This window comes from Pseudoflavonifractor capillosus (assembly GCF_016899775.1).
GTDB lineage: Bacteria > Bacillota > Clostridia > Oscillospirales > Oscillospiraceae > Lawsonibacter.
Genome location: NZ_JACJJE010000002.1, coordinates 94,774 through 119,757 on the forward strand (window position 1 = coordinate 94,774; position 24,984 = coordinate 119,757).

Below are 24,984 nucleotides of genomic sequence, written 5' to 3' on the forward strand. Positions count from 1 at the left end.
CCTTCCCGAATCATCTTCCGCCTAGGCCCCGCCGTCCCAGTCCCCCTGGATGCTCCCGATGAGGCCGCCGTCCGCCCGGTAGAAGTCCACCTGATAGCGGGTGGCCTGGGGGACCCAGTGGCTGGACTGCCCGTCTGTGATCTGGCCAAGTTCTCCGGAGCCGTGGAGCAGGCCGGAGAGAACGTCCTGCTGTTCCTCGTCCTCCACCGTAAAGTCCAGGCGGACCAAATTCTCATCCAGCGCCTCCCCCTGGCCGTGGAAGGTCAAGGTCTCCTCCCGGCGCTCCAGAATTTGTTCCACATCCCCCTGATACTCCCCGACGGTGTGCACATAGTCCCCGGTGAGGGTCATCTCCGCCCGGGCGGTCCCCTCCGGGGGGTCCAGGCAGAACACCGGCAGGGTCTCCTGTCCTCGGTCATCTATCATCCCGGAAAAACCCCAGGTGAGCAGGCGCGGCTCGCCCTCCAGGGAGATCAACTCTAAAATGGAGGCGCTGTACCACAGGCGGGTGCGCTGTACGATCCCGGTGTAGGCGTAGCCCTCCCCGGTGACCAGCACCCGGTTTCTGTCCCCCATCTCCTGGTACTGTACCGTCCCCGGCGGGAGGAGCTGCCTGCGCTCCGCCCGGTCCAGAGCGCCCCCCGCCGTCCAGGCGGAGAACCCGCTGTTGAACCACAGCAGCCCCAGCAGAAGGGCGGACAGGGACAGGTTCCGCACCGTCTTTCCAAGCCGCCCCAGGCGGCGGCGTGATTTTTTTCCGGCTGCTTTCATGTCTCATTCACCTCCAGGGAGATGGGGAGGGTGAAATCCACCCCGAACTGGTCATACCTCAGGAACACCTGCTCCGCTTCCAAGCTGGGCAGCTCCAAAAACAGAGTATAGGAGTCCCGGAAGACCCCGCGGCTCCCCTCCGTGATCCATATGCAGTTTCCCACATCCTCCCCCTCAGGGGGATCAGACAGGAAGGGCAGACGGCTCCCCTGGCCGTCCTCTGCCCACATTCGGTCCCATACGGTAAAGTACAGCATCTCCCCAGGACGGTCGTGCCGGACCTCCAGGGGGACGGCGGCTACATACCGCCGCGCCCCGTTCCCGGTGAGGGACCACAACTCCCCGGAACCGGCGGTAAAGGTGTATTCTCCCGCCTGCACCACTCCGCTCTCCTCCAGCTCCCCCAGGTAGTTCAGGGTCCCTTGGTCCCCGTACTGCTCCTCCACCGGGCTTGCCGCCGGAGAAACCTCCCGGCCGCCGCCGGAGAGCAGGGCCACAGGGACCGCCAGAAGCAGCAGCGCCAATTTCAGCAGCAGGAAAAACGACAGCACCACAGAGCACACTAGCAGGACACGGCTGAACATCCACAGCCGCCCCAGCCAGGGCTTATGTACCTTGGCCAGCTCTTTCCCGATCTCCGCCGGGTCGCCCATCTCAGAGGCGGCCCGCTCTTTGGCCTCCTCCGCCGTCAAGTCCGGAAAGATGCGCTGAAGGTCCAGGGCCTTGTCCTCCAGGTGCTCCTCCAGCTCCCGGCGCACCTCTTTTCGGTCCGGGCCGAAGCGAATGCCCGCCGTGGCTTTGTCCAGCCAGCCCTCCGCCGGGGTCCGTTCTTGCTTCTCTCCCATGGCGTTCCTCCGCTCAGGTGAAGGAGAGGACCTGGTCCACCCCGTGGGAGAACTGCGCCCACTCCGCCTTTTTCTCGGACAGGAGCTCCAGTCCCCGGCGGGTGACGTGGTAGTACTTCCGCACCCGGCCCGTGGGGGCCTCCTGCTGATAGGAGGAGAGGTACTTCCCCTTCTCCAGGGCGTGGAGGATGGGGTACAGGGTCCCCTCCTTCATCTGGAAGGTATCGTTGGAGCGGCGGGAGAGCTCCGTGATCATCTGATACCCGTACATGTCCTCTTTCTCCAGCAGAGAGAGGACCAGCAGCGTGCTGCTGCCCGCAATCAATCCTTTGTCCAGCTTCATCCAAAAAACCTCCTTTTAAAAACTTTTATCCACTCTTGATACCTTGTCCTTCTAGGTATAGAATACCTTGATATTCTAGGTATTGTCAAGGGGGAGCGGCCCGTACTTTTTCACAAGATTTTCCGGGCATTTTCAGCAATGCTGCCTATCCGCCGGCTTTTCAGAACCACACACAAAAAAACTGGCGCAGAGGGGTGGATGTGTTGTATAATAGGGGCATCCATACGGGAGTTGGGCTTCCGGAAGCGCAAAGGAGGCATGTTTCCATGAAAAAGAACATCATCACCATCAGCCGGGAATTCGGCAGCGGCGGCCGCACCATCGGGAAAACCGTGGCCGAGCGGCTGGGAGTCCCCTGCTATGACAAGGAGTTGGTGAAGCAGGTGGCTCTGGAGAGCGGCTTCGATCCCAAATTTATCGAGGAGCGCGGCGAGTCCGCCCCCGGGAAAAACCGCTTTGCCTACGCATTTCTGGGCCGAGGAACGCCTGGCGTGATGGGGGGTATGTCCGCCTCCGACTTTCTGTGGACCATCCAGTACCGGGTCATTCAGGATCTGGCGGAGAAGGGGCCCTGCGTCATTGTGGGCCGGTGTGCCGACTACATCCTCCGGGAGCGGGAGGACTGCCTGCACACCTTCATCCACGCCAGCGTCCCCTTCCGGGCCGACCGCATCGTCCGGCTGTACGGCGAGTCGGAGAAATCCCCGGAGAAGCGGCTGGCGGACAAGGATACCCGCCGCCGGGTGAACTACAAGCACTACACCGACCGGGAGTGGGGCATGGCCCAGAACTACCACATCACCCTGGACTCCGGCGTGCTGGGTATCGACCGGTGCGTGGAGATCATCCTGGACCTGGCTCAGCGGGACTACCCTGAAAATAAGTAAATAAAAAACGGGCCTTCGGCCGCTTTCAGCGGCCGAAGGCCTCTTTTCTTTTCTATAGCAGGACGCACAGCCGTCACACGATCTGGCCGGCCGGCTCGCCCATGCCGATGTACTTCTCCAGAATATCCAGGGTGCGTCCCCCCACCTGTTCCTCGCCGGCCTTGTGGAAGTCGTGCTTGGCACAGAAACGCTGGACCGGCTCATTGGCGGCGGAACACCGCAGGCGCAGGCTGGTGCGGCCCTTGGGGCGGTAAAAGGAGACCGCCTGGCCCAGCAGCTGGACCCCAAGTCCCTTCCCCCGGAAAGCGGGAGTCAGGTAGCACAGGGACAGGAAACCGGCCCCCTCCTCCTGGCAGCGCTGGGGGGAGAGCTGGAGCAGCCCGGCAAACTCCTCCCTGGCCATGACGGCAGTCACCGCCCAGGGGTCCTGGTCCATGACCTGGAGGGCCCCCTCCCAGAAGGCGGGACCGTCAAAGGGCACGTCCGCCCCATGGATGGAGATCCAGGCGTCCCGCCGGGCGGCCAGGTAGGCCTCCCGGTCCTTCTCCCGGTCCAGGGGCCGGAACCACAGATTCACGTCCTCCCCCTTGTTGGGTCCCTTCCGCCACCAGGACTGGCGGGCCAGGGTGGAGATGGAGTCGTCCAGGTGGGTGTTGTCCCCCTCGAAGATCACGTGGAAGCTCTCTCCGTCCCAGGCCAGGCAGGTAACGGCGGTGTTGTCCGCGTGGGGCAGGGTGTGCCAGTCCTCCGGCTTTATCCCCCGGACATTGGCCAGAAACTGGCGGATGGCGGTGCCGTGGCTGAACAGGGCCACCGTCTGGTCCGGGTGTTTTTGCGCGATGGCCCGGATGGTGCGCTCCATCCGCTCCCCCACCTGGCCCAGGCTCTCCCCGTTGGGGGCCCGCCAGGAGGGGTCGCTGCGGTTAAAGAGGGTCAGCCGCTCCCCGTCGGTCTCCCGGATCTCTCCCCAGGGGCGGTCCTCCCAGTCCCCCATGTGGACCTCCCGCAGGCCGGGGTCGGTGTGCAGAGATAACCCCTTGGGGAGGTAGACGGCCTTGGCCGTGGTCTTGGTGCGGTACAAATCGCTGGAGTACACCGCGTCCACGGGCACACCGGCAAAGCGGCCCTCCAGGGCCTCGATCTGGCGCAGTCCGTTGGGGGTGACCAGGGCGTCGTACCACCCGTGGATGCGGCGGTATAAATTCCCCTCCGCCTCAGCGTGTCGGATCAAATAGAGTGTGGTCATATGGAGTTCCAGTCCTTTATGTAAGCGTTGAAACACGGCCTGGGCGGAGGACCCGCTCCTCCGCCCGGAGCCGTCAAGTATGGTGCTCCTTCATCTCAAAATGGATGAGCAGGGAGAGCAGGGCCCGGAGAAGGACCACCGCACCCAGCACGATGAGTTCGTTCAAATCCCGCACCAGGACGGTTTTCAGAATCTCCGCCGCCATCTTAAACTCCAGGCTGGTGGCCAGGCCGTTGGCCAGCTCGAACTTCACGTCCCGGGGCGTGCAGCTGACCAGCCCCCGGCAGTAGTGCCAGAAGGCCCGGAGGGCGGACACCGCCACCACGAAAATGCCCATCAGCTCGCAGATGGAGATGATCGGGGGCAGGATATCAATGATCAGTTCCTCCAGCATGGCGGGACCTCCCAACCAGAAATCACAGGGGCGGACATGCCCCCGCCGCAGTTACCAGGGCTTCACTCCGCCGGTGAGCTCCGACACCTTCGAGAGCCCCTTCCGGGCGGCGATCTGCTCCAGGCCGTCCCGGACGGAGATGGGGGCGTAGGGGTCGGCAAACAGGGCGGTGCCCACCGCCACGGCGGAGGCCCCCGCCAGCATCAGCTGGGCCGCGTCCTCCCCCTTGGACACCCCGCCCATGCCCAGGATGGGCATGCCGGGAAGGGCGCAGGACACCTCCCACACCATCCGCACCGCTACGGGCAGGACGGCGGGGCCGGACAGGCCTCCGGTGTTCATCTTCAAAATGGGCCGGCCGGTGTTCACGTCGATGCGCATCCCCCGCAGGGTGTTGATGAGGGACAGGGCGTCCGCCCCGGCGTCGGCCACCGCCTTGGCGATCTCGGTGACGTCGGTGACGTTGGGGGAGAGCTTCACCATCACCGGGGTTTTCCCGGCGTGGGCCTTGGCCACCTTGGTGACCTCGGCGGCCAGCTCGGGCCGGGTGCCGTAGGCCAGTCCCCCCGCCTTCACGTTGGGGCAGGAGATGTTCACCTCAATCATGTCCACGCCGGCCCCGGACAGCTTCTCACACATGACGCCGTACTCCTCCGGGGTGTTGCCGGAGATGTTGGCGATGACTTTTGTATCAAACTGCCGCAGGAAGGGGAGCTCCTCCTCGATAAACGCGTCCACCCCGGGGTTCTGAAGCCCCACGGAGTTTAGGATTCCCATGGGCGTCTCGGCGATACGGGGGGCAGGATTTCCCTCCCGGCGGTGGAGGGTCAGCCCCTTGGCGCAGATGCCCCCCAGCTCCCCCAGGTCGTAAAACTGGTTGTACTCCCGGCCGAAGCCGAAGGTGCCCGAGGCCACCACCACGGGATTTTTCAAGGTCACCCCCGCCAGGGTGACGCTCATATCCACATTAGGCATCCCAGTCCACCTCCTTGGAATCAAACACCGGGCCGTCCTTGCACACGTGCTTCCGGCTGCCGTCCTTCATGTCGCAGGCGCACACCAGGCAGGCCCCCACGCCACAGCCCATGCGCTCCTCCATGGACACCTGGCAGGGCACGCCGAACTCCTGGGCCGCCTTGGCCACATTGCGCAGCATGGGTTTGGGGCCGCAGGCCAGGACGGCGTCGTAGTTCCTGTCTTGTTCCAGCTCCTGGCGGACCAGGGCGTCTACAAAGCCGTGGTAACCCAGAGAGCCGTCGTCGGTGGCGATGAGCACCTTGGCGCACTCGTTCGCGAAACAGTTTTGCAGGATGATCTTGTCCGCCGACCGGCCGCCCAGAATGGCGGTGGAGCGGCCCTGGGTGTACTGGGCGCAGCCCCGCATGGGGGGAATGCCGATGCCGCCCCCCACCAGCAGATAGCGGCCCTCTGGCTTCATGGAAAATCCGTTGCCCAGCAGGCCCATCACGTCCACGCTGTGGCCCACGGGGCGGTTGGCCAGCCACTGGGTGCCCTCGCCCCGGACCTCAAAGACGATGGCCAGGGTGTCCTCCGGCTCCTCCTCCATGCAGGAGCACACGGAGATGGGCCGGCGCAGGAGCAGGGAGTCCCCGCACTTGACGTGGACGAACTGGCCCGGCCCCTTCCAGGAGGTGCGGACCATGTCCCCCACCTCCAGCACCATATAGACGGCGTCCTGGTTGAGCCAGTCCTTGGATACGATCTTGCACTTGCGTTCTACTTTCATACTTGGCATCACCCTTTCGGGAAATTCTAATTCTCTGTTACAAAACGGTTCAAACGGCGGCGGTCCGGGGCGTTACCCCTCCCAGGGGGGCTTCTCCCACTTCTGCCAGGGGAGGTGGAAACCGGATGCCTCCCCCTCTGAGCCGCGGTTTTGGGGCGGAACCCGCTCCTCCTCGGTATCCTGGGCCGCCTCTTTCTCTGTGATCGCCTTCAGGTGCTCTTCCATTGGGATGCACGCCTCCCGGCAGCCGGGACAGTTGGGGGTGAAGCTGCCCTTGCTGCAGCGCTCACACCAGAAGGGAGCCCGGCGGGTACCGGGGGTGTACCACTCCATCCGGCCGCACTGAGGACAGAGATACAAGTCCGCATTACAATAGCAATAGCCACTTGTCCCAAGAAGCATATTTTCAAATTTCAGCTCCAGCAGCGCCCCGCAGTTGGGGCAATGATGTCCGGTGTCGATTTCGGTCTGGGCCAGTGCCCGCTGGACTGGGTCCATGGACTCCATTATTTTTTGTTCCATGTCCATCCGTTCGCGGCCAGAGGCCCGGACAAACCGAATATGGCAGTCGTCACACAGGACCTGCTGCGTCCCGTGGAACTCAATTTTTATCTGTTCAAAGCGTCCAATTTCTTTGCCGCAGAGCACACAGTTTGCCATGGCCAGACCTCCTCTACTTCTCCCAAGGGGGATTCTCCCGCTTCTGCCAGGGGAAGCGGAAACCATGAGGCTCATTCGAGCGTTCCTCCTGGGCAGGTTCGGATGCGGCGGCGGCCTGATCGGACGCCTCTTTTGCTTGCTTGCACAGGTGGTCCTCCATAAGGTCACAGACCTGGTGGCACTCCGGGCACAGCCGGTCCTCCCGTTCCTTGCCGCAGTGCTCGCACCAGTAGGGGGCGCGGCGGGGCGCTCTGGAATAACCAGCGGTGTACAACTCCACCCTCCCACACTGCGGACAGGCAAACAAGTCTACCTCGTACTGATCGGCCAGAAGGGTCATCAGGCCGCCGCCTCCATCCGCCCCAATTGAGAAATTTTGCAGCTTGCACTCCATGGCCGTCCCACAATTTGGGCAACGCCGTTTCATCATTTCGTTCATGGGACCGTCCTCCTCTTTAGAAAACGTAAAGCGTGGATTCTGCGGGGCGGAGACGTTTACTGGATGGTCACGAACTGGCCGATGTCCTCCTTCATGGCGATGGCGGCGTCCCGGGCCGCCTGGGCGAAGTCCAGGCCGTTGTTCCCCGTCTTCTTCCAGGCGCACATGATGCCCCGGGAGGAGTTGACGATGGCCCCGTGGCCCTTCTCATTGAAGGCGTGCTTCACGTCGGCGGCGGTGCCCCCCTGGGCCCCGTAGCCGGGCACCAGGAAGAAGGTGTGGGGCAGCCGGGCCCGCAGCTCCTGAATCTGCTCGGGGTAGGTGGCCCCGGTGACAGCCCCGGCCATGGTGAAGCCGTACTTGCCCTGGGTGCCGGCGGCGATGGACTCGTTGAGCTCCCCCATGGCCTCATAGATGGTGCGGCCGTCGGACAGTTTCAGGTCCTGGAGCTCCCCGGAGCCGGGATTGGAGGTCTTGACCAGCACAAAGGCGCACTTGTCCTCCCCCTTGGCGGCCTCCAGGAAGGGTTTTACCGAGTCGGAGCCCATGTAGCCGTTGAGGGTGACGCAGTCGGCGTCAAAGGACTTGAACACCTCGCCCTCCACCGGCACGCCGGAGAGCCACCCCTCGGCGTAGGCGGTGGCGGTGGATCCGATGTCACCCCGCTTGATGTCGGCGATGACGAACAGCCCGCGGCGCTTGGCGTAGGAGATGGTACGCTCCAGCAGCTCCATCCCCCGCCAGCCCAGATTCTCATAGTAGGCCGCTTGGGGCTTCACCGCCGGGACCACGCCGCATAGGGCGTCGATGAGCCCCACGTTGAACTGCCAGATGGCCTCGCAGGCCCCCCGGAGGCTGAGGCCGTACTGCTCATAGCAGGCCCTGCGGATGTGCTCGGGCACATACTCAATGCGGGCGTCCAGCCCGGCCACAGTGGGGTTTTGGGTCTCAATGATCTTATCCTGCAATACGTCAAAAGACATGTCTTCAAATTCCTTTCTTTTTATAATACTGATGCGCGGCAAATAGAACGAGCAGAACCGGTATTCCTGTCACAGCCTGAAGCCATCCCTGATCTGCCTGGGGATGCATCGAAACCGGAATCCACACAAGCCCCAGTACGAGGATGGAAACCCCATAGATGACCATATGGCGCTTGGGCTCTACGTGAAAAATTGGATTCTGATTCAGCAGTAACAGGCATCCATTCCACAGAAAGAACAGAGCCAACAGGAATGTCGTCGTATTTTGCGTGGGGATGAGACGAGTCCAGACGGCGGCCATCCCGCCGCCGAGCAGCAGGAGATAGCCAAGCCAGTAGAGGATATGCTTTCTCACAAAAATCCCCCCAAGATTTCAAGATGAAATCAGCGCTCCTGGTAGATGATGTTCCCGCCTACGATGGTATACTTCACGCGGCCCTTCACCTTCCGGCCGGCGAAGGGGGTGTTCCGGGCCTTGGAGGCGAACTGCTCCGGGTCGATGGTCCACTCCTCCTCGGGGTCGAAGATGGTGATGTCCGCGTCGCTGCCCAGGCTCAGCCGCCCCTTGGTGGGCAGGCGGAGGATGGAGGCGGGGTTGTAGGTCATCCGCCGGATCAGGTCGGGCAGCTTCATCCTCCCGGTGTGGTACAGCTCGGTGAGGGTGATGGCCAGGGAGGTCTCCAGGCCGATCATGCCGCTGGGGGCCTTGGCCAGGGGGCGGGCCTTCTCTTCGGCGGAGTGGGGGGCGTGATCGGTGGCAATGGCGTCAATGGTGCCGTCCTTCAGCCCGGCGATGATGCCCTTGATGTCCTTGGCGGTGCGCAGGGGCGGGTTCACCCGGGCCATAGAGCCCTGGGTGAGCACCTCGTCCTCGGTGAGGGTGAAGTATTGGGGGCAGGTCTCACAGGTGAGGGCGATCCCCCGCTTCTTCATCCGGCGCACGATATCCACCGCCTTGGCGGTGGATATATGACAGATGTGCACATGGGCCCCGGTCTCCTCGGCCAGCATGGCGTCCCGCATGACCATGATCTCCTCGGCGATGGCGGGGCGGCCCTCCATCCACAGCTGGCGGGAGACGCTGCCCTCGTTCACCGCCCGGTTGGCCACCATGGAGGTGTCCTCGCAGTGGCACAGGACGGGGAGCTCCAGCCGCTTGGCGTGGATGAGGGCGTCCCGCATCAGATTGGCGTTGTCCACATTGCACCCGTCGTCAGACAGGGCGATGGCCCCCGCCTTTTTCAGGGCGTCGGCGTCGGTGAGCTCGCCCCCCTGAAGGCCCACAGACACCGCCCCGATGGGGTACACATGGACGCCGCAGGCCTGGGCGGCCTTCTCCCGAATATACTGGATCTGCTCCGGGGTGTCCACTGTGGGCTTGGTGTTTGCCATGCAGGCCACGGCGGTGACGCCCCCCCGGGCGGCGGCAGCGGTTCCGGTAAAAATATCCTCTTTATAGGTCAGCCCCGGGTCCCGGAGATGGACATGCATATCCACCAGTCCGGGACACACTACCATTCCGGTGGCGTCAATGACCTGATCGGCCTCCGCCCGGATGTCCCGCTCCAGCTGGAGCACCCGGCCGTTTTCCACATACAGGTCCAGAATGGAGACGGTGCCGCTCACCGGGTCCACCACCCGGCCGTTTTGAATCAAAAGACTCATGGTTTTGTTCCTCCGTCATCCAGCCCTCGGCTGGAACGTAAAATCAAGGTAGTCAAATGTGTAAAAAATGCGCAAAGGGCACTACGTTAAATTATAGCGGAAGCAACAGGATTTAGCAACGGATTTTTCCCCGCTTCGGGAAAGAATAAGCACAGGCCGGCCGCGCCCGCTTTCGACGTGAGATCTCCCGCATTTCTCTTTCGCCGGAAGCCGGCGGGGCGGCGGAAAAGGAGGAGACGCGGAATGAACGGACACGGTTTTGGCACATTTATGCTGGGCCTGACCGCCGGAGCGGCGGCGGGCGCAGCCCTGGGCATGACCATGGCTCCTTCCCAGCGGCGGGTGAAGCGGGCCGCCCGCAAGGCGGCCAAGCATGTGAGCGAGGCGGTGGAGACCCTCACCGACGCCATGGGCATGTGACCCCATCCGCGCAGGGGAAAAGCCTTCCCTTGCGCGGTACTTATCCGCGGTCTATAATGGGGACAGACCATCTCAAGGAGGGATGCCCCATGACCGACCAGGAGCTGGTGGAGCGAGCCTTTGCCATGCACCAATTTTCCTATGCGCCCTACTCCAAATTCCCCGTGGGGGCGGCGCTGCTGTGTGAGGACGGGACGGTGTTCACCGGCTGCAATGTGGAAAACGCCGCCTTCGGCTCCGCCATCTGCGCCGAGCGCACCGCCCTGCTGAAAGCCGTCAGCGAGGGACACCGGGACGACTGGACCACCCTTGCCATCGCGGGCCGGGGACAGGACTACTGCTGGCCCTGCGGAAGCTGCCGCCAGATGCTCTATGAGTTCGCCCCAGACCTGCGGGTGCTGGCCGCCCGGTGGGACGGAACATTTCAGGAGGCTCTCCTCTCGGAGCTGCTGCCCTGCGGCTTCGGTCCCAAATCACTGGAGTGACTCCCTATCTCCGCTGGCAGAGCCAGAGCCTGCCGCACAGGACATGTGCGACAGGCTCTTTTTGTTTTCCAAGGCCTCATACGCCCGGCCTGATGTTCACGGTTCTCCCGCGCAGACATGCCAGGAGGCGGTATGTAACCGGCCGGAACGCCGCATAGCACCCATACCCCAGCACGCCTCCCGCTGTGTTGGTGATGACGTCCGTGAGATCGGAGGACCGGTAATCATGGATCAGCGGCTGCAGCAGTTCAATGCCAAGACTCATCAAAAAACAGAACCACATAGTTCGGAGAAATCCGCCCCGCCTGTTTCCGGTCAGCGGGAATAGGAAGCCGAAGGGCAGGGTCATGATCACATTCAGAACGACCTGCCTCGCAAAATCCCCCCGTCCCTCCAAAACATCGAGAAAGGGCACCAGATTCATCGGCACATAGGAGTGCTGGAAGATAAAGGGCAGGGATGCAATGACCGGCATCAAGGTGACATAGAGCACCAAGACCAGGTATCCGTACAGCAGCGTATTGACCAGCAGCACGTCGGCTCCCCTGTCTCTCCACGTCCTAAAAAAGACCAATCCATATACCAGCGCCAAAACGGCAAAATCAATCATATACTCCACAGAAATACCTCGCTGAACATAGATACAGAACTATTGGTGTGCCAGGGCGCGGATCTTGGGCCGGATGGTCCTCCGGTAGAGGGCCGCGGCGGCCAGGCAGGAGAGGACCTCGGCACACAGGAAGGACAGCCAGACCTGACCGGGGACAACATACAGAAACAGAGCGGCAATGGGCAGCAGCAGGACGATCTGCCGCAGCAGGGACACCAGCAGGGAGAGGGTGCTGCGCCCCAGAGACTGGAAGGAGGCGGAGAGGATGATGCTCACCGCCGCGATGGGAAAGGCCAGGGCGGTCATCCTCAGGGCGGGGACCCCCATGGCCGCCGCCTGCGCTCCCGCCTGGAAGCAGTACCGCAGCAGGGGCGAGGCGGCCAGACACAGCAGAACCGCACCCCCCAGTCCGATACCCACCGCCAGAGCCAGGCTGAACCGGATGGACCGGGTGATCCGCCCGGGGGATCTGGCCCCGTAGTTGTAGCTGAGGATGGGAATGAGGCCGTTGCTCACCCCGAAGATGGGCATAAACACGAAGGTCTGTATCTTGAAGTAGACCCCCAGCACGAACACCCCCGTCTGGGACCACAGGGTGAGCAGCTGATTGAGCCCCAGGGACATAAAGCTGGACAGGGACTGCATGACCACGGCGGGGGCGGCGATGCGCAGCATCTCCCCCGAGAGGGCTCCGCTGGGCCGGAAGCCCCGGAAGGAGACGGAGAACTCCCGGCGGATGCGCCACAGCAGGAAAAAGCCGATGCAGGCCCCGGAGATCTGCCCGATCACCGTGGCCACCGCCGCTCCGGCCACCCCCATGTCCAGGCCGAAGATGAACACCGGGTCCAGGACGATGTTCAACACCGCCCCGGAGCCCTGGACGATCATAAAGCCCGCGGGGTGCCCGGTGGTCTGGAGCAGCCGCTCGGTCAAAAACTGCATGCACATGCCGATGGACGCCCCGCAGCAGATGGTGAGGTACTGGACTCCCGCCCGGGCCACCACCGGGTCGCCGGTGGACAGTCGGAAAAACAGGGGGGCTCCAAACAGAGCAAAGGCCAGGAACAGCAGCCAACACAGGGTATAGAACAAAAATCCGTGACAGGCCACCCGGTTGGCCTCCTCCCCCTTCCCCTCCCCCAGGCGCTGGGCGAAGGTGGCGTTGAAGCCCACCCCGACGCCGGTGCAGAAGGCCACCATCATCAGCTGCACCGGGTAGGCGTAGCTGAGGGCCAGGAAGTCCAGGTCGCTCACCTGGGCCACATAGATGCTGTCCACCAGGTTATAGACGGCGCTCACCAGCATGGAGACCATGATGGGAGCGGACATGGTGAGCACCAGCCGGTCCACCGGCATGGTCCCCAGGATGTTTCCCTGGTCCCGTGTGCCGCTCATGGCGCTCCCCTCCCCTCAAATGTCCTGACGTACCGCAGGTCGGTGCACGCTATTACGAAGGCAGGCATCACAATCCCTCCATTCTCACCTTGCATCATAGCAGACCGGGCGGTCTTCCGCAAGAGCAGAACCGCAGGACAGACGGGCGTGGAGCGTCCGCTCCGCAAAAGAGCGGCCCCCGGCCATGGGCTGGGAGCCGCTTCGTCTGCTTTTGAACTGTTTAGTTCCAGTAGTCGGTCTTCTCCTTCAGATCGATGCTCGCGGCCTTGAACACGGGGTTGCGGCCCATCTTCCGCTGGGCTGCATAGTCCTTCAGGGCGGCGAGCGCCGGGCGGGAGAGAATGAAGATCACCGGGATGTTGATCATCACCATGACGCCCATCAGCACATCGGCCAGGTTCCACACCAGATCGATGCTCAGGCCGGCGCCCACAAAGATCAGCAGCACGGCCACGATGCGGAACACCACCATAAACTGCTTGGAGGGGACCTTCTTCATCAGATAGGCCAGGGCGTTATCCACATAGTACAGGTTGCCGATGAGGGTGGTGAAGGCGAAGAGAACCATGGCCACCGTGATAAAGATGGGGCCCACGCTGCCGAACACAGCGGACAGAGCCGACTGCACATAGGGGGCGCCCTGGGCGGCTTCGGTGGGCTCCACGCCGGAGCACAGGAGCATCAGAGCGGTGGCGGAGCAGATGAGCAGGGTGTCCAGGAAGACGGACAGCATCTGCACCAGGCCCTGCTTCACCGGGTGGCTCACGTTGGCGGAGGCGGCGGCGTTGGGGGCGGAGCCCACGCCCGCCTCATTGGAGAACAGGCCGCGCTTGATGCCCTGCATCAGGGCGGAGCCGGTAAAGCCGGCAAAGATCGCCTGGAAATCGAAGGCGCCCTGGAAGATGCGGGCAAAGACCGTGGGCACCAGCTCCAGGTTCATCACAATGACAATCAGCGCCACCAGCACATACAGGCCGCCCATGAAGGGCACCAGGGTGGAGGCCACGGCGATGATCCGCTTGCCGCCGCCCATGACGCAGAAGGCGGTGAGCAGGGCGGCGATGCCGCCGATGATCCAGGGGGTGACGCCCTCGTTGTAGAAGCTGTAGCCGGAGAAGGTGGACTGGAGGTTGAAGGAGCACAGCATGTTGAAGCCGCCGGCGTAGGTGGCGATGAGGCTCAGGGCAAAGAGCATGGCCAGGGGGCGGCTGTGGAGGGCGGCCTCAATATAGTAGGCGGGGCCGCCGTAGCTCTCGCCGGTCTCCGTGTTGCGGCGCTTGTAGATCTGGGCCAGGGTGGACTCGATGAAGGCGGTGGCGCCGCCGATGATGGCAATGAGCCACATCCAGAACACGGCCCCGTAGCCGCCGATGCAGATGGCCACGGACACGCCGATGATGTTGCCGGTTCCCACGCGGGAGGCGGTGGACACCATCAGGGCCTGGAAGGAGGAGACAGAACCGGCCCGGTCAGGGCGCTCTGTCACCACCCGCAGGGACTCCCGGAACATCCGGAACTGGATGAAGCGGGTGCGGAAGGTGAAGTAAAATCCTCCGGCCAGCAGAATGATAATGAGCAGGTAGGTGTACATGAAATTGCTGATTGCTAGAACGATGTCGTTTAGCATGTCTGATTCGCTCCCTTTCTTTTGTTTTCCTCTCTCTACACATGCCGCCCCGCGGGAGACAAGAATGCCCCGGGCGAAAGAAAGCCCTGCGGACCGTTGTGCGGGACGCGGGGCTTTGGGTGCGCTTCATTATACCGAAAGGCGCGGCCTTTTTCCAGTGCTTTTTGTTGGTTTCCGACGATTTGTGAAAGATGACGAAAAGCGGGGCTACCTGGGTGCGGTCCTGTCCTCTTTGGGGAGCTTTTCCCAGGAAAACAGGGGAACCAGCTCCGCCGGGGTGACGGGGGCGGGCTCCGGGATGAGCCCCGCCAGATGGGCCAGCCGGCCCACCAGATCCGGTGCGGTGTATCTGGACTGGAGCTCCCCCAGCTCCTGGTCCCGGTCCCGCTTGGCCAGCCGCCGCCCGTCGGGGGCCAGAAGGAGGGGCACATGGCCGTACTCCGGGTGGGGGAGCCCAAGCTCCTCCTGGAGCCAGAGCTGCCTCGGGGTGGAGTCCAGCAGGTCGCTCCCCCGCACCACCTGGGTGACCCCCATGGCGGCGTCGTCCACCACCACCGCCAGCTGGTAGGCGTACACCCCGTCCGACCGGCGGAGGATGAAGTCCCCGCACTCCCGGGCCAGATTCTGGGAGAAGGGCCCCTGGATGCGGTCCGCGAAAGAGACGGTCTCCTCCGGCACCTCTACCCGCCAGGCGGGCCGGCGGGTGCGGGAGAGCTCAGAGCGCTCCTGGGGGGAGAGGCGGCGGCACCGGCCGTCGTAGATCACCACCCCGTCGGAGCGGTGGGGGGCGGAGGCGGCCAGGCGCTCCGCCCGGGTGCAGTAGCAGGGGTAGATGAGGCCCCGCTCCTCTAACTGAGTGAAGGCGGCGCGGTAGATGTCAGTGCGGCGGCTCTGATACACCGGCTCATTGTCCCAGTCGAGTCCCAGCCACTCCAGGTCCCGCATCACCTGGTCGCACCAGTCCTGGGTGCACCGGTCCGGGTCCAGGTCCTCCAGCCGGAGGACCATCCGCCCCCCCTGGCTCCGGACAGCCAGCCAGGCCAGCAGACAGGACCACAGGTTGCCCAGGTGCATCCGCCCGCTGGGGCTGGGGGCAAAGCGGCCGCACACCGCCGGTTTCTTCTCCATGGTCTCAGCTCCTTTGCTTGTTCGCCTCTACCATACCACACCTGCCCGTCCGGCGCAAGGACCCCCTTGGCAAATGGGACGCAAGCTCCTATAATAGAGGAGAGAAAAAGGCGCCGCCAAAAATATTTTTTCTGTGGATGCAATAAAAGGCCCTTTTGCTGCATTATACAGATGACAGGAGTAACGAAGCCATGTGGACTGTGCTTGCCGCGCTGCAAATGGAATACGGAGCCATCCGGGGGGAGGAGCTGGAGCCCCTGATGGCGGGGCTGGCCGCCGGGGACCAGGAGGCCCTGGGACAGCTGTACCGCCGCACCAGGACGGCGGTGTACGGCCTGGCCCTGTCCATCCTCCGCCACGGCCACGACGCCGAGGACGTGACCCAGGACACCTTTGTCCGGGCCTGGGAGAAGGCGGAGCAGTACCGCCCCCAGGGGACGCCCATGGCCTGGCTGCTGGCCATCGCCCGGAATCTGGCCCTGATGAAGCTGCGGGAGCGCGCCCGCACCCAGGACCTGCCCCCGGAGGACTGGGAGTCCTTCGCCATCGACTCCCACGACGTGACCACCGAGGACCGCACCGTCCTGGCGGCGGCCCTGTCCACCCTGTCCGACGAGGAGCGGCAGATCATCATGCTCCATGTGACGGCGGGGCTCAAGCACCGGGAGATCGCCCAGCTCTTGGAGCTGCCCCTGTCCACGGTGCTGTCCAAATATCGCCGCGCCCTGTCAAAGCTGAAACAGAAACTGGAAGGAGGCGACGCCCGATGACGGATCAGGAACTGGAACAGAAACTGCGCACCGCACTGGAGCACGCCGCCCCCGACGATTTTCAGGGGGTGCTGGACCGCATCTCCCCAAAGACGCGGACAGAACAGGCCCCCATCCCCTTTGAGGCGGCCGCCCGGAAGAAGAAGCGCCGCTGGGCCCCGCTGGCGGCGGCCGCCTGTCTGGCCCTGGTTGTGGCGGCGGGCGGAGGGGGCTGGTACCTGCAAAATAACACGGTGGCCTCGGTGGTCTCCCTGGACGTGAACCCCAGCGTCACCCTGAATGTAAACTCCAAGGAAAAAGTGCTCTCCGCCGTCCCGGTGAACGAGGACGGGGGGGACATCCTGGCCGGAATGGACCTGACGGGGGTCCAGCTGGACGTGGCCATGAACGCCATCGTGGGGGCTCTGCTCACCCAGGGCTATGTGGACGAGCTGGCCAACTCCATTTTGATCACCGTGGAGGACGACGACGCCGGCCGGGGGGCCCGGCTCCAGCAGGAGCTCACCGACCAGGCGGACGCCATTCTGGCCAACACCTCGGTGAACGGGGCCATCCTGTCCCAGACCATCCAAAACAGCCAGCAGCTCCAGGAGCTCTCCGACGCCTATGGCATCACCACCGGCAAGGCCGCCCTCATCCAGACCATCGTGGACACCGGGAACAGCCTGCACACCTTCGAGGAGCTGGTGGGGCTGTCCATCAACGACCTGAATCTGCTGTACACCTCCCTGACCTCTGCGCCGGCGGAGCCGTCCACCGGGGGCGGCACCCCGGGGAGCGGGACGGCGGAGACCGCTCCCGCCATCCAGTCCTCCGGCCAGGCCAGCGACAGCGCCTACATTGGCGTGGAGGCCGCCAAGAGCGCCGCCTTCGCCCACGCGGGGCTGGACGCGGCCCAGGTGACCATGGGCGAGGTGGACTTCGACTATGAGGACGGCCGCATGGTGTATGAGCTGGAGTTCTACGCCAACGGGGCGGAGTATGAGTACGACATTGACGCCAGCACCGGGGCGGTGGTGAAGTCCTCCCAGGAGGGGGGACGGACCCAGACCAGCTCCAGCGCGGGGAGCGGCGGGGCCTCAGGGAATGTTTCCTCCGGCTCGGGGAGCCAGACGGCCCAGTCCGGGGCCGGCGGCACTGCCGCAGACATCGGCAGAGAGGCCGCCCTGGCCGCCGCCCTGAACCACGCCGAGGTCTCCCAGGATCAGGTCTATGACCTGGAGGTAAAGCGGAAGTATGACGACGGCCGTTTGGAGTACGAGATCGAATTCAAGACCGGTGGCTGGGAGTACGAGTACACCATCAGCGCCGCCGACGGCACCATTCTGGACTACGAGCGGGACAACTAAAAAACGGCAAAAAGCACCCCTGTCGGGGTGCTTTTTTTGCTATTGCAGGCGGTAGCCCTCCTCCACCAGGGCGCGGATCTTTGCCCAGAACCCGTCGGCGTCCCGGGTGCGGAACCGCAGGAACCCCGGCACCGGGTGGAAGGAGATCACTTGCTCCGAATGGTTGATCCAGGCGGTCAGAATACGGTCTGTATTCGGACCCTGGGGCGATTCACTGGGCATAGCGCTCCCGGAGCTGCTGGATATACTCGTCGATCTCCTGCTGGGAGAAACCGTTTTTGGTCATCATGTCGGTGACCATCTGAACCTCCTCCTCGATCTCCTCCGGGGTGTGGACGTACTCGTAGGAATCCTCGTTGGTCTGATAGAAGTAACCCAAAATTTGCTCATGTTCGGCATCATAAACGGGAAATTTCAATTCGGCAGGCTGATTTTTCCGCCACTCCATATACTTATCTATATCATCCGGTACTCCGTTGATCACATAGGGATAACCAAGATAACCGTTCATAAAGTTGCTCTCTACATAACCGCTTGCTCCCGTGTCTGTTGCAACGGCCGCGATCAGGTCAGGCAAGTGGCCGACGTATTCTCGATAAACACGACTGCCATAAGTTTCCCCCTTGCTGTTTTTGGGGTACTCACCGTTAGGACAGTCCACTAGGAATTGGGCCTCTTTCCTGGTCTGGGCGTAAGAGATCTCCAAGGTCATTTGACCGTCGCTGAAGCGGGTGTTGTACTGTACATCCCCCTCCTTCAGGCCCTTGGTCTGCTGCAAATAGGCGGCCAGGGCTTCCCCTTCCTCCAGATTGGCGATGGGGAACTCATACCACTGGGGCAGTTCTCCCTCAGGGATGTTCCAGCGGGAGGTAAAGTATTCCTCCTGGGCAGAGAACTGGGCCTCCGATTTCTGAACCTCTGGTACTTGGGTTTCCCCGCTCTCCTGTGGCTTCTCGGCTTTGGATACTGTCTCTGTTGCCTCATCAATCTGGATTGGGGCGGGGGCGTTTACCGCCGTCTTCGGGCTGTCCAGCTCCGGCTTCACCCCCGCCGCGGCGATGATAGTGTTGGGCTTTGCGGCGTCCGGGGAGGCCGTGTCCGGCGTCTGGTTCTGGGTTTCCTGGGAAACGGAAGCTTTTCCCGTCATTTCCGGGGCGGGGCTGGTTGCAAAGGCCACAGTGGTGCCGGTCACCAGCACCAGGGCCAGAGCGATGGCGGCCGCCGACTGTTTTTTCAGCTTCATAATGGAAATCACCCTCTCTTTCATAATTTTGTTGCTGAAGGGACTGCACAGAGGCAGCAGGCCGCTGCGCCTCTCCTCCCACTTTAAAAGGGTGAGAGCGTAGGCGGAGCGGGCCTCCAGGCCGCAGGCGCGGACGACGGCTTCGTCACAGCACCGCTCCAGGTCTCGGCCGGCGCACACATACATGCACCACACCAGAGGGTTGAACCAGTGGACGCACAGGGCGGCGGCGAACAGCAGCTTCCACCAGGCATCCCGGTGCCGGATGTGGGCCCCCTCGTGGAGGAGGATATACCCCAGCTCCTGGGTGTCATCACAGTCCACCCCCTTGGGCAGCAGGATCACCGGCCGGACCAGGCCGTAGGTCAGCGGGGTGCGGATGCGGTCGCACCGGCGGATGGGCACCCCCCGCAGGGCGGGGATCTTCCTGCGCCACTGGTTCACCGCCGGATGGGTCAGGGGGAGGGCCGTGCGGAACACCCGGACGCCCCTCCAGTAGGAGGCCAGAAAGAGCAGAGCCAGGGCCGCCGCCCCCGCCAAATAGAGGATGGTCAGCCAGGGGATCTCCACGGCCGCCGGAGCTGCCTCCGGGACCGGGATCTGGCCCGGCTCCATGGGAAGGGCGGGAACTTCCGGGATAACCCCTCCCTGGGAGGGGGCGGGGATTTCCGCCGGCGTCTGGACGCTGGGGACCGTCTGGGCAGTTTGTCCAAAGCCCGCCAGGCGCTCCAGTCCGGCGTATACGTTCCAGGGGAAGGGCAGAGCCACGGGGATGAGCAGACGGGCCAGGGCGACTCCCCACAGAATGCGGAAGGTCCAGCCCGGCAGACGGTAGCGGCCCAGCAGCCGCAGCAGCAGGATGGCTCCAATGAGCACGCCCCCCTGGATGGTCAGCTCCAACAGGTTCACCCTTGTTCACCTCACTTCAAATCGTCCACCAGTTTTTTCAGCTGGTCGATCTCCTCCCGGGACAGGGCCTTTCCGTGGACCAGTGAGGCAAACAGCAGGCTGGCCGAGCCGTCAAAGAGCTTGTCCACCAGGTCCACCGCCTCCTGCTCCCGCACCTGCTCCCGGCTCACCAGGGGGTGGCACTGGAAGTTGGGCTCCCGGCGCTCAATGGCCTCCTTCTCCACGCACTTCTTGATGACGGTGTAGGTGGTGTTCTTGTTCCAGCCCACCGACTGCTCCAGCCTCCGGGCGACCTCCCGGGCAGGCAGGTCCTGGGCCGCGTCCCACAGCACCTCCATCACCTTGCGTTCGGAATCGAATAGCTTCAGCTCCATGTGTTGTTCCTCCTTTAGACGACTGCAGTAGTCTGTATGTAGAGACTATCACAATAGTCTGCGCTTGTCAAGACTATTCTGATAGTCTTGACAAAATTTTTTAGAGGGATTTCGCCCTGCGGGGCGAGTGACTTTCCCAACGATGGGAAAGTCACCAATGGCCCAGGCCACCTTCTCTTGCCCCTTCGGGGCAATTCACCTTGAGGATCGCCGGGGACGGCTCAGGATGAGCGCTCCGCGCTCATATTCGCCTTACCCCCGGTCCCCTATTACGAGGGTTATCCCTTAGGCCAGGCAAAAAATTTCCGGCGCGTAAAACCAGGAGTGCTTGGGTGCGGGTTCTTCCGGCCCCACTGGGGGCCTGGGTTTGCAAAATTTGCTTCTGGTGCGGTTCCAGTTTCGCGCCTGAGTTTGCCGAACCAACGCTCTGGTTCCGTTTTCCGCTGTAGGGGCGGCCCTTGCGGCCGCCCGAACGCCTTTCACGGTAGGAGCAGGCTTGAAAAGGCGGGCCGCGAAGCGCCCAAAAAAGAAAGCCGCCGCCCCGCAGGGCGATTCCCTGCAGGGCGGCAAGCCCACATCAATCCTCAAAGAAAAACAGCTCCTCCACGGTGCATCCAAACACCTTGGCGATGTCCATGGCCAGCTTCAGGGAGGGGTTATACTTCCCGTTCTCCAGGTTTCCGATGGTCTCCCGCCGGACCCCCACCTTTTGGGCCAGCTCCTCCTGGCTCAGTTTATCCCGCGCCCGGTACTCCCGGATCTTTGTGGTCAGACTCATGCGCTCTCCTTCATCTCCTTCCACTCCAGCCAGCTGTGGTGCAGGCAGAAGAACACCAGGGCCACGGCGAAGCTGGCGGCCAGGGCGGGCCCCACCGGGTTGCTCTGGGGATCCAGGGCAAAAAACACCAACATGAAGGGGGCCAGGGTGACGCACTGAACGAGATAGGCGGCGGTAGCCGACCGGCGCAGGGTGTGCAGGAACAGCTCGTCGGGATTCACCCAGAAATACCGGAAAAAGGCCAGGAAACCCAGAAAACCGATGAAGTCGATCTTTCCGGTGGGGAAGTACAGCAGGGCCGCCAGGGCGGGCAGGGACAGTAGTCCCAGGTAGTTAAAGGGGTGTTTCATGGCAAAAACTCCTTTCCAAGCGTCTGTGCCGTCCCGCCTCCGGATCGGGGCGGCCAAATTGAATGTGAGAAATTTCTAACATCTTATGAGTGAAATATATCACATTACTGAAGAGCTGTCAAGGACTTTGTGCGAAAAATATCACACATTTTTGTTCCTCAAAAACAGTGCGGGCGGTCCGCGCATGGCCGCCGGCTCTGGGGACTATTCCCTGCCAGCCTCCCTTTTGTAGGGGCGGCCTTCGCGGTCGCTCGCTCGTGTGCGGGGGCAGCGCGTCCAGGAGGCCGCGCCCTACAGGTGTCACGGCCCAAGGACGGGCGGCCACATGGGGCCGACCCTACGGACCTCATCCGCCTCGCTTCGCTCGGCACCTTCCCCCAGAGGAAGGCTTGCGGGCGGGTCACGGACCCGCCCCTACGGCGGAAAGCGGACCGGGAGCGTTGGTTCGGCAGAGCCAGGCGCGGAAGTGGAACCGCACCGGCCCCAATTTTCCACATATCCAGGGCCCAGTGGCCTGGCGGGAATTTAGAACGCCACTCAGATTTTGCGCGCCGGAAATGCTCTGCCCGCCCCAAGGGGTAACCCCCGTAATGGGGTCCGGGGAAAGGCGACTATGAGCACGAAGTGCTCATCCGGAGCCGTCCCCGGCGGCGAAATCCCTTGGCAAAGAAGAAACCACCCCCAGTCATATCCCCCGGCCTGTCCACATAGGATAGAGCAAAGGCCGGTGAGGAATATGGAACACAATCAACAGGCATATGAACAGTCCGCCCGGGTGCTCCCCATCCGCCTGCGGCAGGAGGCGCTGAGCCTCCCCCCTGCGGACCGGGGGCGGGCGGAGGAGCTGCGGCTCCGGTGCGGACAGCCTCTGACGGTGGTCCTTCCGGAGGGGGAGCGGACCCTGGGCCGGGAGTCGGTGACAGGCCGGGACCTGGAGCAGCTGCTGGAGCTGGCCAGCCGGGCCTCGGTCCACACGGTGCTGGACCAGCTGCGCCGGGGGTATCTGACCGTGGAGGGGGGCCACCGGGTGGGGCTGTGCGGCACCGCCGTCCTCCGGGGCGGGGAGATCTTCAACCTGCGGAACCTGTCCTCCGCCTCCGTGCGGGTGGCCCGCCAGGGCCTGGGGGCGGCGGAGCCGGTGTGGGACAAGCTGACGGGCACGGACGGCTGTCTGGAGAGCACCCTCATCCTGGCCCCTCCCGGGGCGGGCAAGACCACCCTCCTGCGGGACTTGATCCGCATGGCCTCCGACGGGGTGCACATGCCCCCCCAGCGGGTGGGGGTGGCCGACGAGCGGGGGGAGATTGCCGCCCTGTGGAACGGCCGCCCCCAGCTGGCAGTGGGGAGGCGCACCGACGTGCTGGAGGGCTGCCCCAAGGCCCAGGGGCTGATGATGCTCCTGCGGGCCATGAACCCCCAGATTCTGGCGGCGGACGAGATCACCGCCCCGGAGGACGTCCGGGCCCTGGTGACGGCGGCGGGGTGCGGAACCGCCCTGCTGGCCACCGCCCACGGCCGGGACCGGGAGGACTTGACCCGCCGCCCCCTCTACCGGGAGCTGATGGCGGCCCGAGTGTTCCGGCATCTGGTGTACATCCGCCCCCAGCAGGGCGCGCGGCGGTATGAAGTGGAGGGATTGGCATGATGCGTCTGATGGGGGCGGTGCTGGTGGCCTTCGGGGCCGCCTGGCTGGGTCTGACGGCGGCGGCGGAGCTGGGGCGGAAGGTGCGGCGGCTGGAGCAGCTGTCCATTGGTCTGGAGCTGCTGGAGCGGGAGCTGTGGGAGCGGGGCAGCCCCCTGCCCCAGGTGCTGGAGGAGTTATCTCTCCGGACAGGGGAGCCGGCCAGCACCCTGTTTGCCCAGTGCGCCGCCGCCTGCGGCCAACTGGACCGGGAGCCCTTCCCCGATGCATGGCGGCGGCTGGTGACCGAGCTGGAGGGTCTCACCCCGGAGGGCCGGGCCGCTCTGCTACCCCTGGGGGAGGTGCTGGGCCGGTACGAGGCCCAGGGCCAGCGGGAGGCCATCGCCCAGGCCCGCGCCGCCCTGGACCGGGAGCGGGAGCGGGCGGAGGGCGAGAAGTTGCGCATGGGCCGGGTGTACCAGGCCCTGGGGCTGAGCGGCGGCGCGTTTCTGGTCATTTTGCTCCTTTGAGGGAGTACAATACTGTCTGCGGCGGGAGGCCATCCCGAGGCGGACGCCACGAAAGAGGGATGGACACATGGAGGTAGACCTGATTTTCCGCATTGCGGCCATCGGCATCCTGGTGGCGGTGCTCAACCAGGTGTTGATCCGGGCGGGCCGGGACGAGCAGGCCATGATGACCACGCTGGCGGGGCTGGTGGTGGTGCTGATGATGGTGGTGCAGGAGATCGCCGACCTGTTCGACCTGGTGAAAAACCTGTTCGGCCTATGACGGAGCTGATGACCCAGGCGGCAGCGGTGGCGGTGACGGCCGCCCTGTGCGCCGCCGTGGTGCGGCGGGGAACCCCGGAGATCGCCCTGGTGCTGGTGCTGGCGGCGGGGGTCTGGGTGCTGCTGAGCGCGGCGGAGGGCCTCACGTCGGTGGCCGCCCTTATGGAGGAGCTGGCCCAGCTGGCCGGCCTGGACCGGACGGTGGTGGAGCCGGTGTTCAAGACGGTGGTGCTGTCCATCCTCACCAAGCTCACCGGCGAGGTGTGCCGCTCAGCGGGGGAGGGCGGGCTGGCCTCCGCCGTGGAGATCGCGGGGACGGTGCTGGCCCTGGCGGCCGCCCTGCCTCTGGTGCGGGGGGTCATGGAGCTGATGGCGGAGATGCTGGTATGAGACGGATGATCTGTGTGCTGATGGTGCTGCTCCCCTTCCTGGTCCTGCCCGCCCTGGGGGCGGAGCTGTCCTTCCCCCAGGTGGACGAGCTCCTCCAGGAGGCGGAGGGCTATGGGGTGACGGAGACCGACGACCTGGGCCAGGGGGTCCAGAGCATTTTGGAGACGGGGCTGGACCAGGCGGGGAGCCTGCTCCAGCACAGCCTCCAGACCGGGCTGAAGCTGCTGGCGGTGGTCCTGCTGTGCGGTCTGGCGGAGAGCGCCGCGCTGGACGGGAAGGCGGGCGGCCTGAAAGCGGTGGAGGTGGCGGGGGCCCTGGCGGTGACCGCCCTGACGGTGAGCGACATGAACGCCATGATCGGCCTGGGCCGGGAGACGATCCAGCAGATGGACGCCTTTGCCGGCCTCCTCCTGCCCGCCATGGCAACCCTCACCGCCGCCACCGGCGGCGTCACCGGGGCGGCGGTGCGGCAGGGGGTGACGGTGCTCTTCTCCGACCTGCTCATCACCGCCATTGACCGGCTGCTGGTCCCCCTGCTATATGCCTATGTAGCCGCCTGCTGCGCCCAGGCCGCCCTGGGCAACGAGGGGCTGAAGAAGCTCTCCGCCCTCATCAAGGGGGCCATCACCTTCCTGCTCACCGGGGGGCTTCTGGTGTTCGTGGGGTACTTAACGGCCAGCGGGGCCATCGCCGGATCGGCGGACGCGGCGGCGGTAAAGGCGGCCAAGCTGGCCATCTCCCGGGCCTGTCTCTTATACACATCT

Annotated in this window: 31 protein-coding genes; 10 read left to right on the forward strand and 21 right to left on the reverse strand. The window is 64.0% G+C overall.

The features are described 5' to 3' along the window. Positions 1-21: 21 nt before the first annotated feature. The 3 genes from H6B31_RS01325 to H6B31_RS01335 are packed head-to-tail and all read right to left on the reverse strand — an operon-like array spanning position 22 to position 1,959. Positions 22-771, reverse strand: coding sequence for a hypothetical protein (locus H6B31_RS01325; protein ID WP_204896849.1), 750 nt, complete (start codon positions 769-771; stop codon positions 22-24). Beyond that, a complete protein-coding gene (locus tag H6B31_RS01330; RefSeq protein WP_204896850.1) occupies positions 768-1,616 on the reverse strand; it encodes a permease prefix domain 1-containing protein in 849 nt (282 codons plus the stop codon). The genes H6B31_RS01325 and H6B31_RS01330 overlap by 4 nt, the downstream gene beginning before the upstream one ends. Positions 1,617-1,629: 13 nt before the next feature. After that, positions 1,630-1,959, reverse strand: a complete 330-nt coding sequence (locus tag H6B31_RS01335; protein WP_191345235.1) for a PadR family transcriptional regulator — start codon at positions 1,957-1,959, stop codon at positions 1,630-1,632. Between the two features lie 266 nt (positions 1,960-2,225). Here H6B31_RS01335 and H6B31_RS01340 point away from each other — a divergent pair, with 266 nt between their 5' ends. Further along, positions 2,226-2,846, forward strand: a complete 621-nt coding sequence (locus tag H6B31_RS01340; protein WP_204896851.1) for a cytidylate kinase-like family protein — start codon at positions 2,226-2,228, stop codon at positions 2,844-2,846. A 73-nt stretch (positions 2,847-2,919) separates the two neighbouring features. Here the strand turns inward: H6B31_RS01340 and H6B31_RS01345 are convergent, their stop codons facing one another. From H6B31_RS01345 to H6B31_RS01385, 9 genes are all read right to left on the reverse strand, one after another. Further along, on the reverse strand, positions 2,920-4,077 hold the full coding sequence (locus H6B31_RS01345; RefSeq protein WP_243418784.1) for a bifunctional histidine phosphatase family protein/GNAT family N-acetyltransferase: 1,158 nt from the start codon (positions 4,075-4,077) through the stop codon (positions 2,920-2,922). 88 nt (positions 4,078-4,165) lie between these two features. After that, positions 4,166-4,486 carry a DUF1622 domain-containing protein gene (locus H6B31_RS01350; RefSeq protein WP_204896853.1) on the reverse strand — a complete coding sequence of 107 codons (321 nt, stop codon included), beginning with the start codon at positions 4,484-4,486 and terminating at the stop codon, positions 4,166-4,168. Between the two features lie 51 nt (positions 4,487-4,537). Continuing rightward, the gene (locus H6B31_RS01355) at positions 4,538-5,461 is read right to left on the reverse strand and encodes a dihydroorotate dehydrogenase (RefSeq protein ID WP_191343130.1); all 924 of its coding nucleotides are present in this window, start codon (positions 5,459-5,461) and stop codon (positions 4,538-4,540) included. Beyond that, positions 5,454-6,233, reverse strand: a complete 780-nt coding sequence (locus H6B31_RS01360; protein ID WP_204896854.1) for a dihydroorotate dehydrogenase electron transfer subunit — start codon at positions 6,231-6,233, stop codon at positions 5,454-5,456. The genes H6B31_RS01355 and H6B31_RS01360 overlap by 8 nt, the downstream gene beginning before the upstream one ends. Before the next feature lie 72 nt (positions 6,234-6,305). After that, the gene (locus H6B31_RS01365) at positions 6,306-6,893 is read right to left on the reverse strand and encodes a hypothetical protein (protein WP_204896855.1); all 588 of its coding nucleotides are present in this window, start codon (positions 6,891-6,893) and stop codon (positions 6,306-6,308) included. Positions 6,894-6,906: 13 nt separating this feature from the next. Then, positions 6,907-7,332 (reverse strand): hypothetical protein, encoded by a 426-nt coding sequence (locus H6B31_RS01370; protein ID WP_204896856.1) that lies wholly within the window; start codon positions 7,330-7,332, stop codon positions 6,907-6,909. Positions 7,333-7,388: 56 nt separating this feature from the next. After that, positions 7,389-8,315 (reverse strand): orotidine-5'-phosphate decarboxylase, encoded by a 927-nt coding sequence (gene pyrF / locus H6B31_RS01375; RefSeq protein ID WP_204896857.1) that lies wholly within the window; start codon positions 8,313-8,315, stop codon positions 7,389-7,391. A 4-nt stretch (positions 8,316-8,319) separates the two neighbouring features. Next, the gene (locus tag H6B31_RS01380) at positions 8,320-8,670 is read right to left on the reverse strand and encodes a hypothetical protein (protein WP_204896858.1); all 351 of its coding nucleotides are present in this window, start codon (positions 8,668-8,670) and stop codon (positions 8,320-8,322) included. 29 nt (positions 8,671-8,699) lie between these two features. After that, positions 8,700-9,980: a dihydroorotase gene (locus tag H6B31_RS01385; protein ID WP_204896859.1), complete on the reverse strand. Its 1,281-nt coding sequence runs from the start codon at positions 9,978-9,980 to the stop codon at positions 8,700-8,702. Between the two features lie 243 nt (positions 9,981-10,223). On the opposite strand from H6B31_RS01385, the gene H6B31_RS01390 reads away from it, so the two are divergent. Next, positions 10,224-10,400 (forward strand): hypothetical protein, encoded by a 177-nt coding sequence (locus H6B31_RS01390; RefSeq protein ID WP_191342565.1) that lies wholly within the window; start codon positions 10,224-10,226, stop codon positions 10,398-10,400. An 89-nt stretch (positions 10,401-10,489) separates the two neighbouring features. Continuing rightward, on the forward strand, positions 10,490-10,885 hold the full coding sequence (gene cdd, locus H6B31_RS01395) for a cytidine deaminase (protein ID WP_204896860.1): 396 nt from the start codon (positions 10,490-10,492) through the stop codon (positions 10,883-10,885). A gap of 76 nt (positions 10,886-10,961) precedes the next feature. On the opposite strand, the gene H6B31_RS01400 is transcribed toward cdd, so the two are convergent. The 4 genes from H6B31_RS01400 to gluQRS form a co-directional block, all read right to left on the reverse strand. Next, entirely contained in the window at positions 10,962-11,495 is a 534-nt protein-coding gene (locus tag H6B31_RS01400) for a VanZ family protein (protein WP_204896861.1), read from the reverse strand. Positions 11,496-11,534: 39 nt separating this feature from the next. Then, entirely contained in the window at positions 11,535-12,890 is a 1,356-nt protein-coding gene (locus H6B31_RS01405; RefSeq protein WP_204896862.1) for an MATE family efflux transporter, read from the reverse strand. A 220-nt stretch (positions 12,891-13,110) separates the two neighbouring features. Further along, entirely contained in the window at positions 13,111-14,517 is a 1,407-nt protein-coding gene (locus H6B31_RS01410; protein WP_204896863.1) for an alanine/glycine:cation symporter family protein, read from the reverse strand. A gap of 207 nt (positions 14,518-14,724) precedes the next feature. After that, a complete protein-coding gene (gluQRS, locus tag H6B31_RS01415; protein ID WP_204896864.1) occupies positions 14,725-15,645 on the reverse strand; it encodes a tRNA glutamyl-Q(34) synthetase GluQRS in 921 nt (306 codons plus the stop codon). 191 nt (positions 15,646-15,836) lie between these two features. Here gluQRS and H6B31_RS01420 point away from each other — a divergent pair, with 191 nt between their 5' ends. After that, positions 15,837-16,415 (forward strand): RNA polymerase sigma factor, encoded by a 579-nt coding sequence (locus H6B31_RS01420; protein WP_204896865.1) that lies wholly within the window; start codon positions 15,837-15,839, stop codon positions 16,413-16,415. After that, complete coding sequence (locus tag H6B31_RS01425; protein ID WP_204896866.1) at positions 16,412-17,764, forward strand: PepSY domain-containing protein; 1,353 nt, start codon at positions 16,412-16,414, stop codon at positions 17,762-17,764. Before H6B31_RS01420 ends, H6B31_RS01425 begins: the two co-directional genes overlap by 4 nt. Before the next feature lie 39 nt (positions 17,765-17,803). Here the strand turns inward: H6B31_RS01425 and H6B31_RS01430 are convergent, their stop codons facing one another. The 5 genes from H6B31_RS01430 to H6B31_RS01450 all read right to left on the reverse strand — a co-directional run bounded on the left by H6B31_RS01430 (position 17,804) and on the right by H6B31_RS01450 (position 21,418). Next, on the reverse strand, positions 17,804-17,986 hold the full coding sequence (locus H6B31_RS01430) for a hypothetical protein (RefSeq protein WP_204896867.1): 183 nt from the start codon (positions 17,984-17,986) through the stop codon (positions 17,804-17,806). After that, positions 17,976-19,916 (reverse strand): M56 family metallopeptidase, encoded by a 1,941-nt coding sequence (locus H6B31_RS01435; protein WP_204896868.1) that lies wholly within the window; start codon positions 19,914-19,916, stop codon positions 17,976-17,978. The genes H6B31_RS01430 and H6B31_RS01435 overlap by 11 nt, the downstream gene beginning before the upstream one ends. 11 nt (positions 19,917-19,927) lie before the next feature. Continuing rightward, on the reverse strand, positions 19,928-20,290 hold the full coding sequence (locus tag H6B31_RS01440; protein WP_204896869.1) for a BlaI/MecI/CopY family transcriptional regulator: 363 nt from the start codon (positions 20,288-20,290) through the stop codon (positions 19,928-19,930). 577 nt (positions 20,291-20,867) lie between these two features. Next, positions 20,868-21,068 carry a helix-turn-helix transcriptional regulator gene (locus tag H6B31_RS01445; protein WP_087289100.1) on the reverse strand — a complete coding sequence of 67 codons (201 nt, stop codon included), beginning with the start codon at positions 21,066-21,068 and terminating at the stop codon, positions 20,868-20,870. Next, positions 21,065-21,418 carry a DUF3796 domain-containing protein gene (locus H6B31_RS01450; protein WP_204896870.1) on the reverse strand — a complete coding sequence of 118 codons (354 nt, stop codon included), beginning with the start codon at positions 21,416-21,418 and terminating at the stop codon, positions 21,065-21,067. The genes H6B31_RS01445 and H6B31_RS01450 overlap by 4 nt, the downstream gene beginning before the upstream one ends. 736 nt (positions 21,419-22,154) lie before the next feature. Between H6B31_RS01450 and H6B31_RS01455 the strand changes: the two genes are divergently transcribed. The 5 genes from H6B31_RS01455 to H6B31_RS01475 all read left to right on the forward strand — a co-directional run. Next, positions 22,155-23,063, forward strand: a complete 909-nt coding sequence (locus H6B31_RS01455; RefSeq protein ID WP_204896871.1) for an AAA ATPase domain-containing protein — start codon at positions 22,155-22,157, stop codon at positions 23,061-23,063. After that, positions 23,060-23,569: a stage III sporulation protein AB gene (gene spoIIIAB, locus H6B31_RS01460; RefSeq protein ID WP_204896872.1), complete on the forward strand. Its 510-nt coding sequence runs from the start codon at positions 23,060-23,062 to the stop codon at positions 23,567-23,569. Before H6B31_RS01455 ends, spoIIIAB begins: the two co-directional genes overlap by 4 nt. Positions 23,570-23,636: 67 nt before the next feature. Next, entirely contained in the window at positions 23,637-23,831 is a 195-nt protein-coding gene (spoIIIAC, locus tag H6B31_RS01465; protein ID WP_087288933.1) for a stage III sporulation protein AC, read from the forward strand. After that, positions 23,828-24,220, forward strand: a complete 393-nt coding sequence (locus H6B31_RS01470) for a SpoIIIAC/SpoIIIAD family protein (protein WP_087288931.1) — start codon at positions 23,828-23,830, stop codon at positions 24,218-24,220. The genes spoIIIAC and H6B31_RS01470 overlap by 4 nt, the downstream gene beginning before the upstream one ends. After that, positions 24,217-24,984: stage III sporulation protein AE (locus H6B31_RS01475; RefSeq protein WP_204896873.1), on the forward strand; the 768-nt coding region annotated here is incomplete at its 3' end. The genes H6B31_RS01470 and H6B31_RS01475, both read left to right, overlap by 4 nt.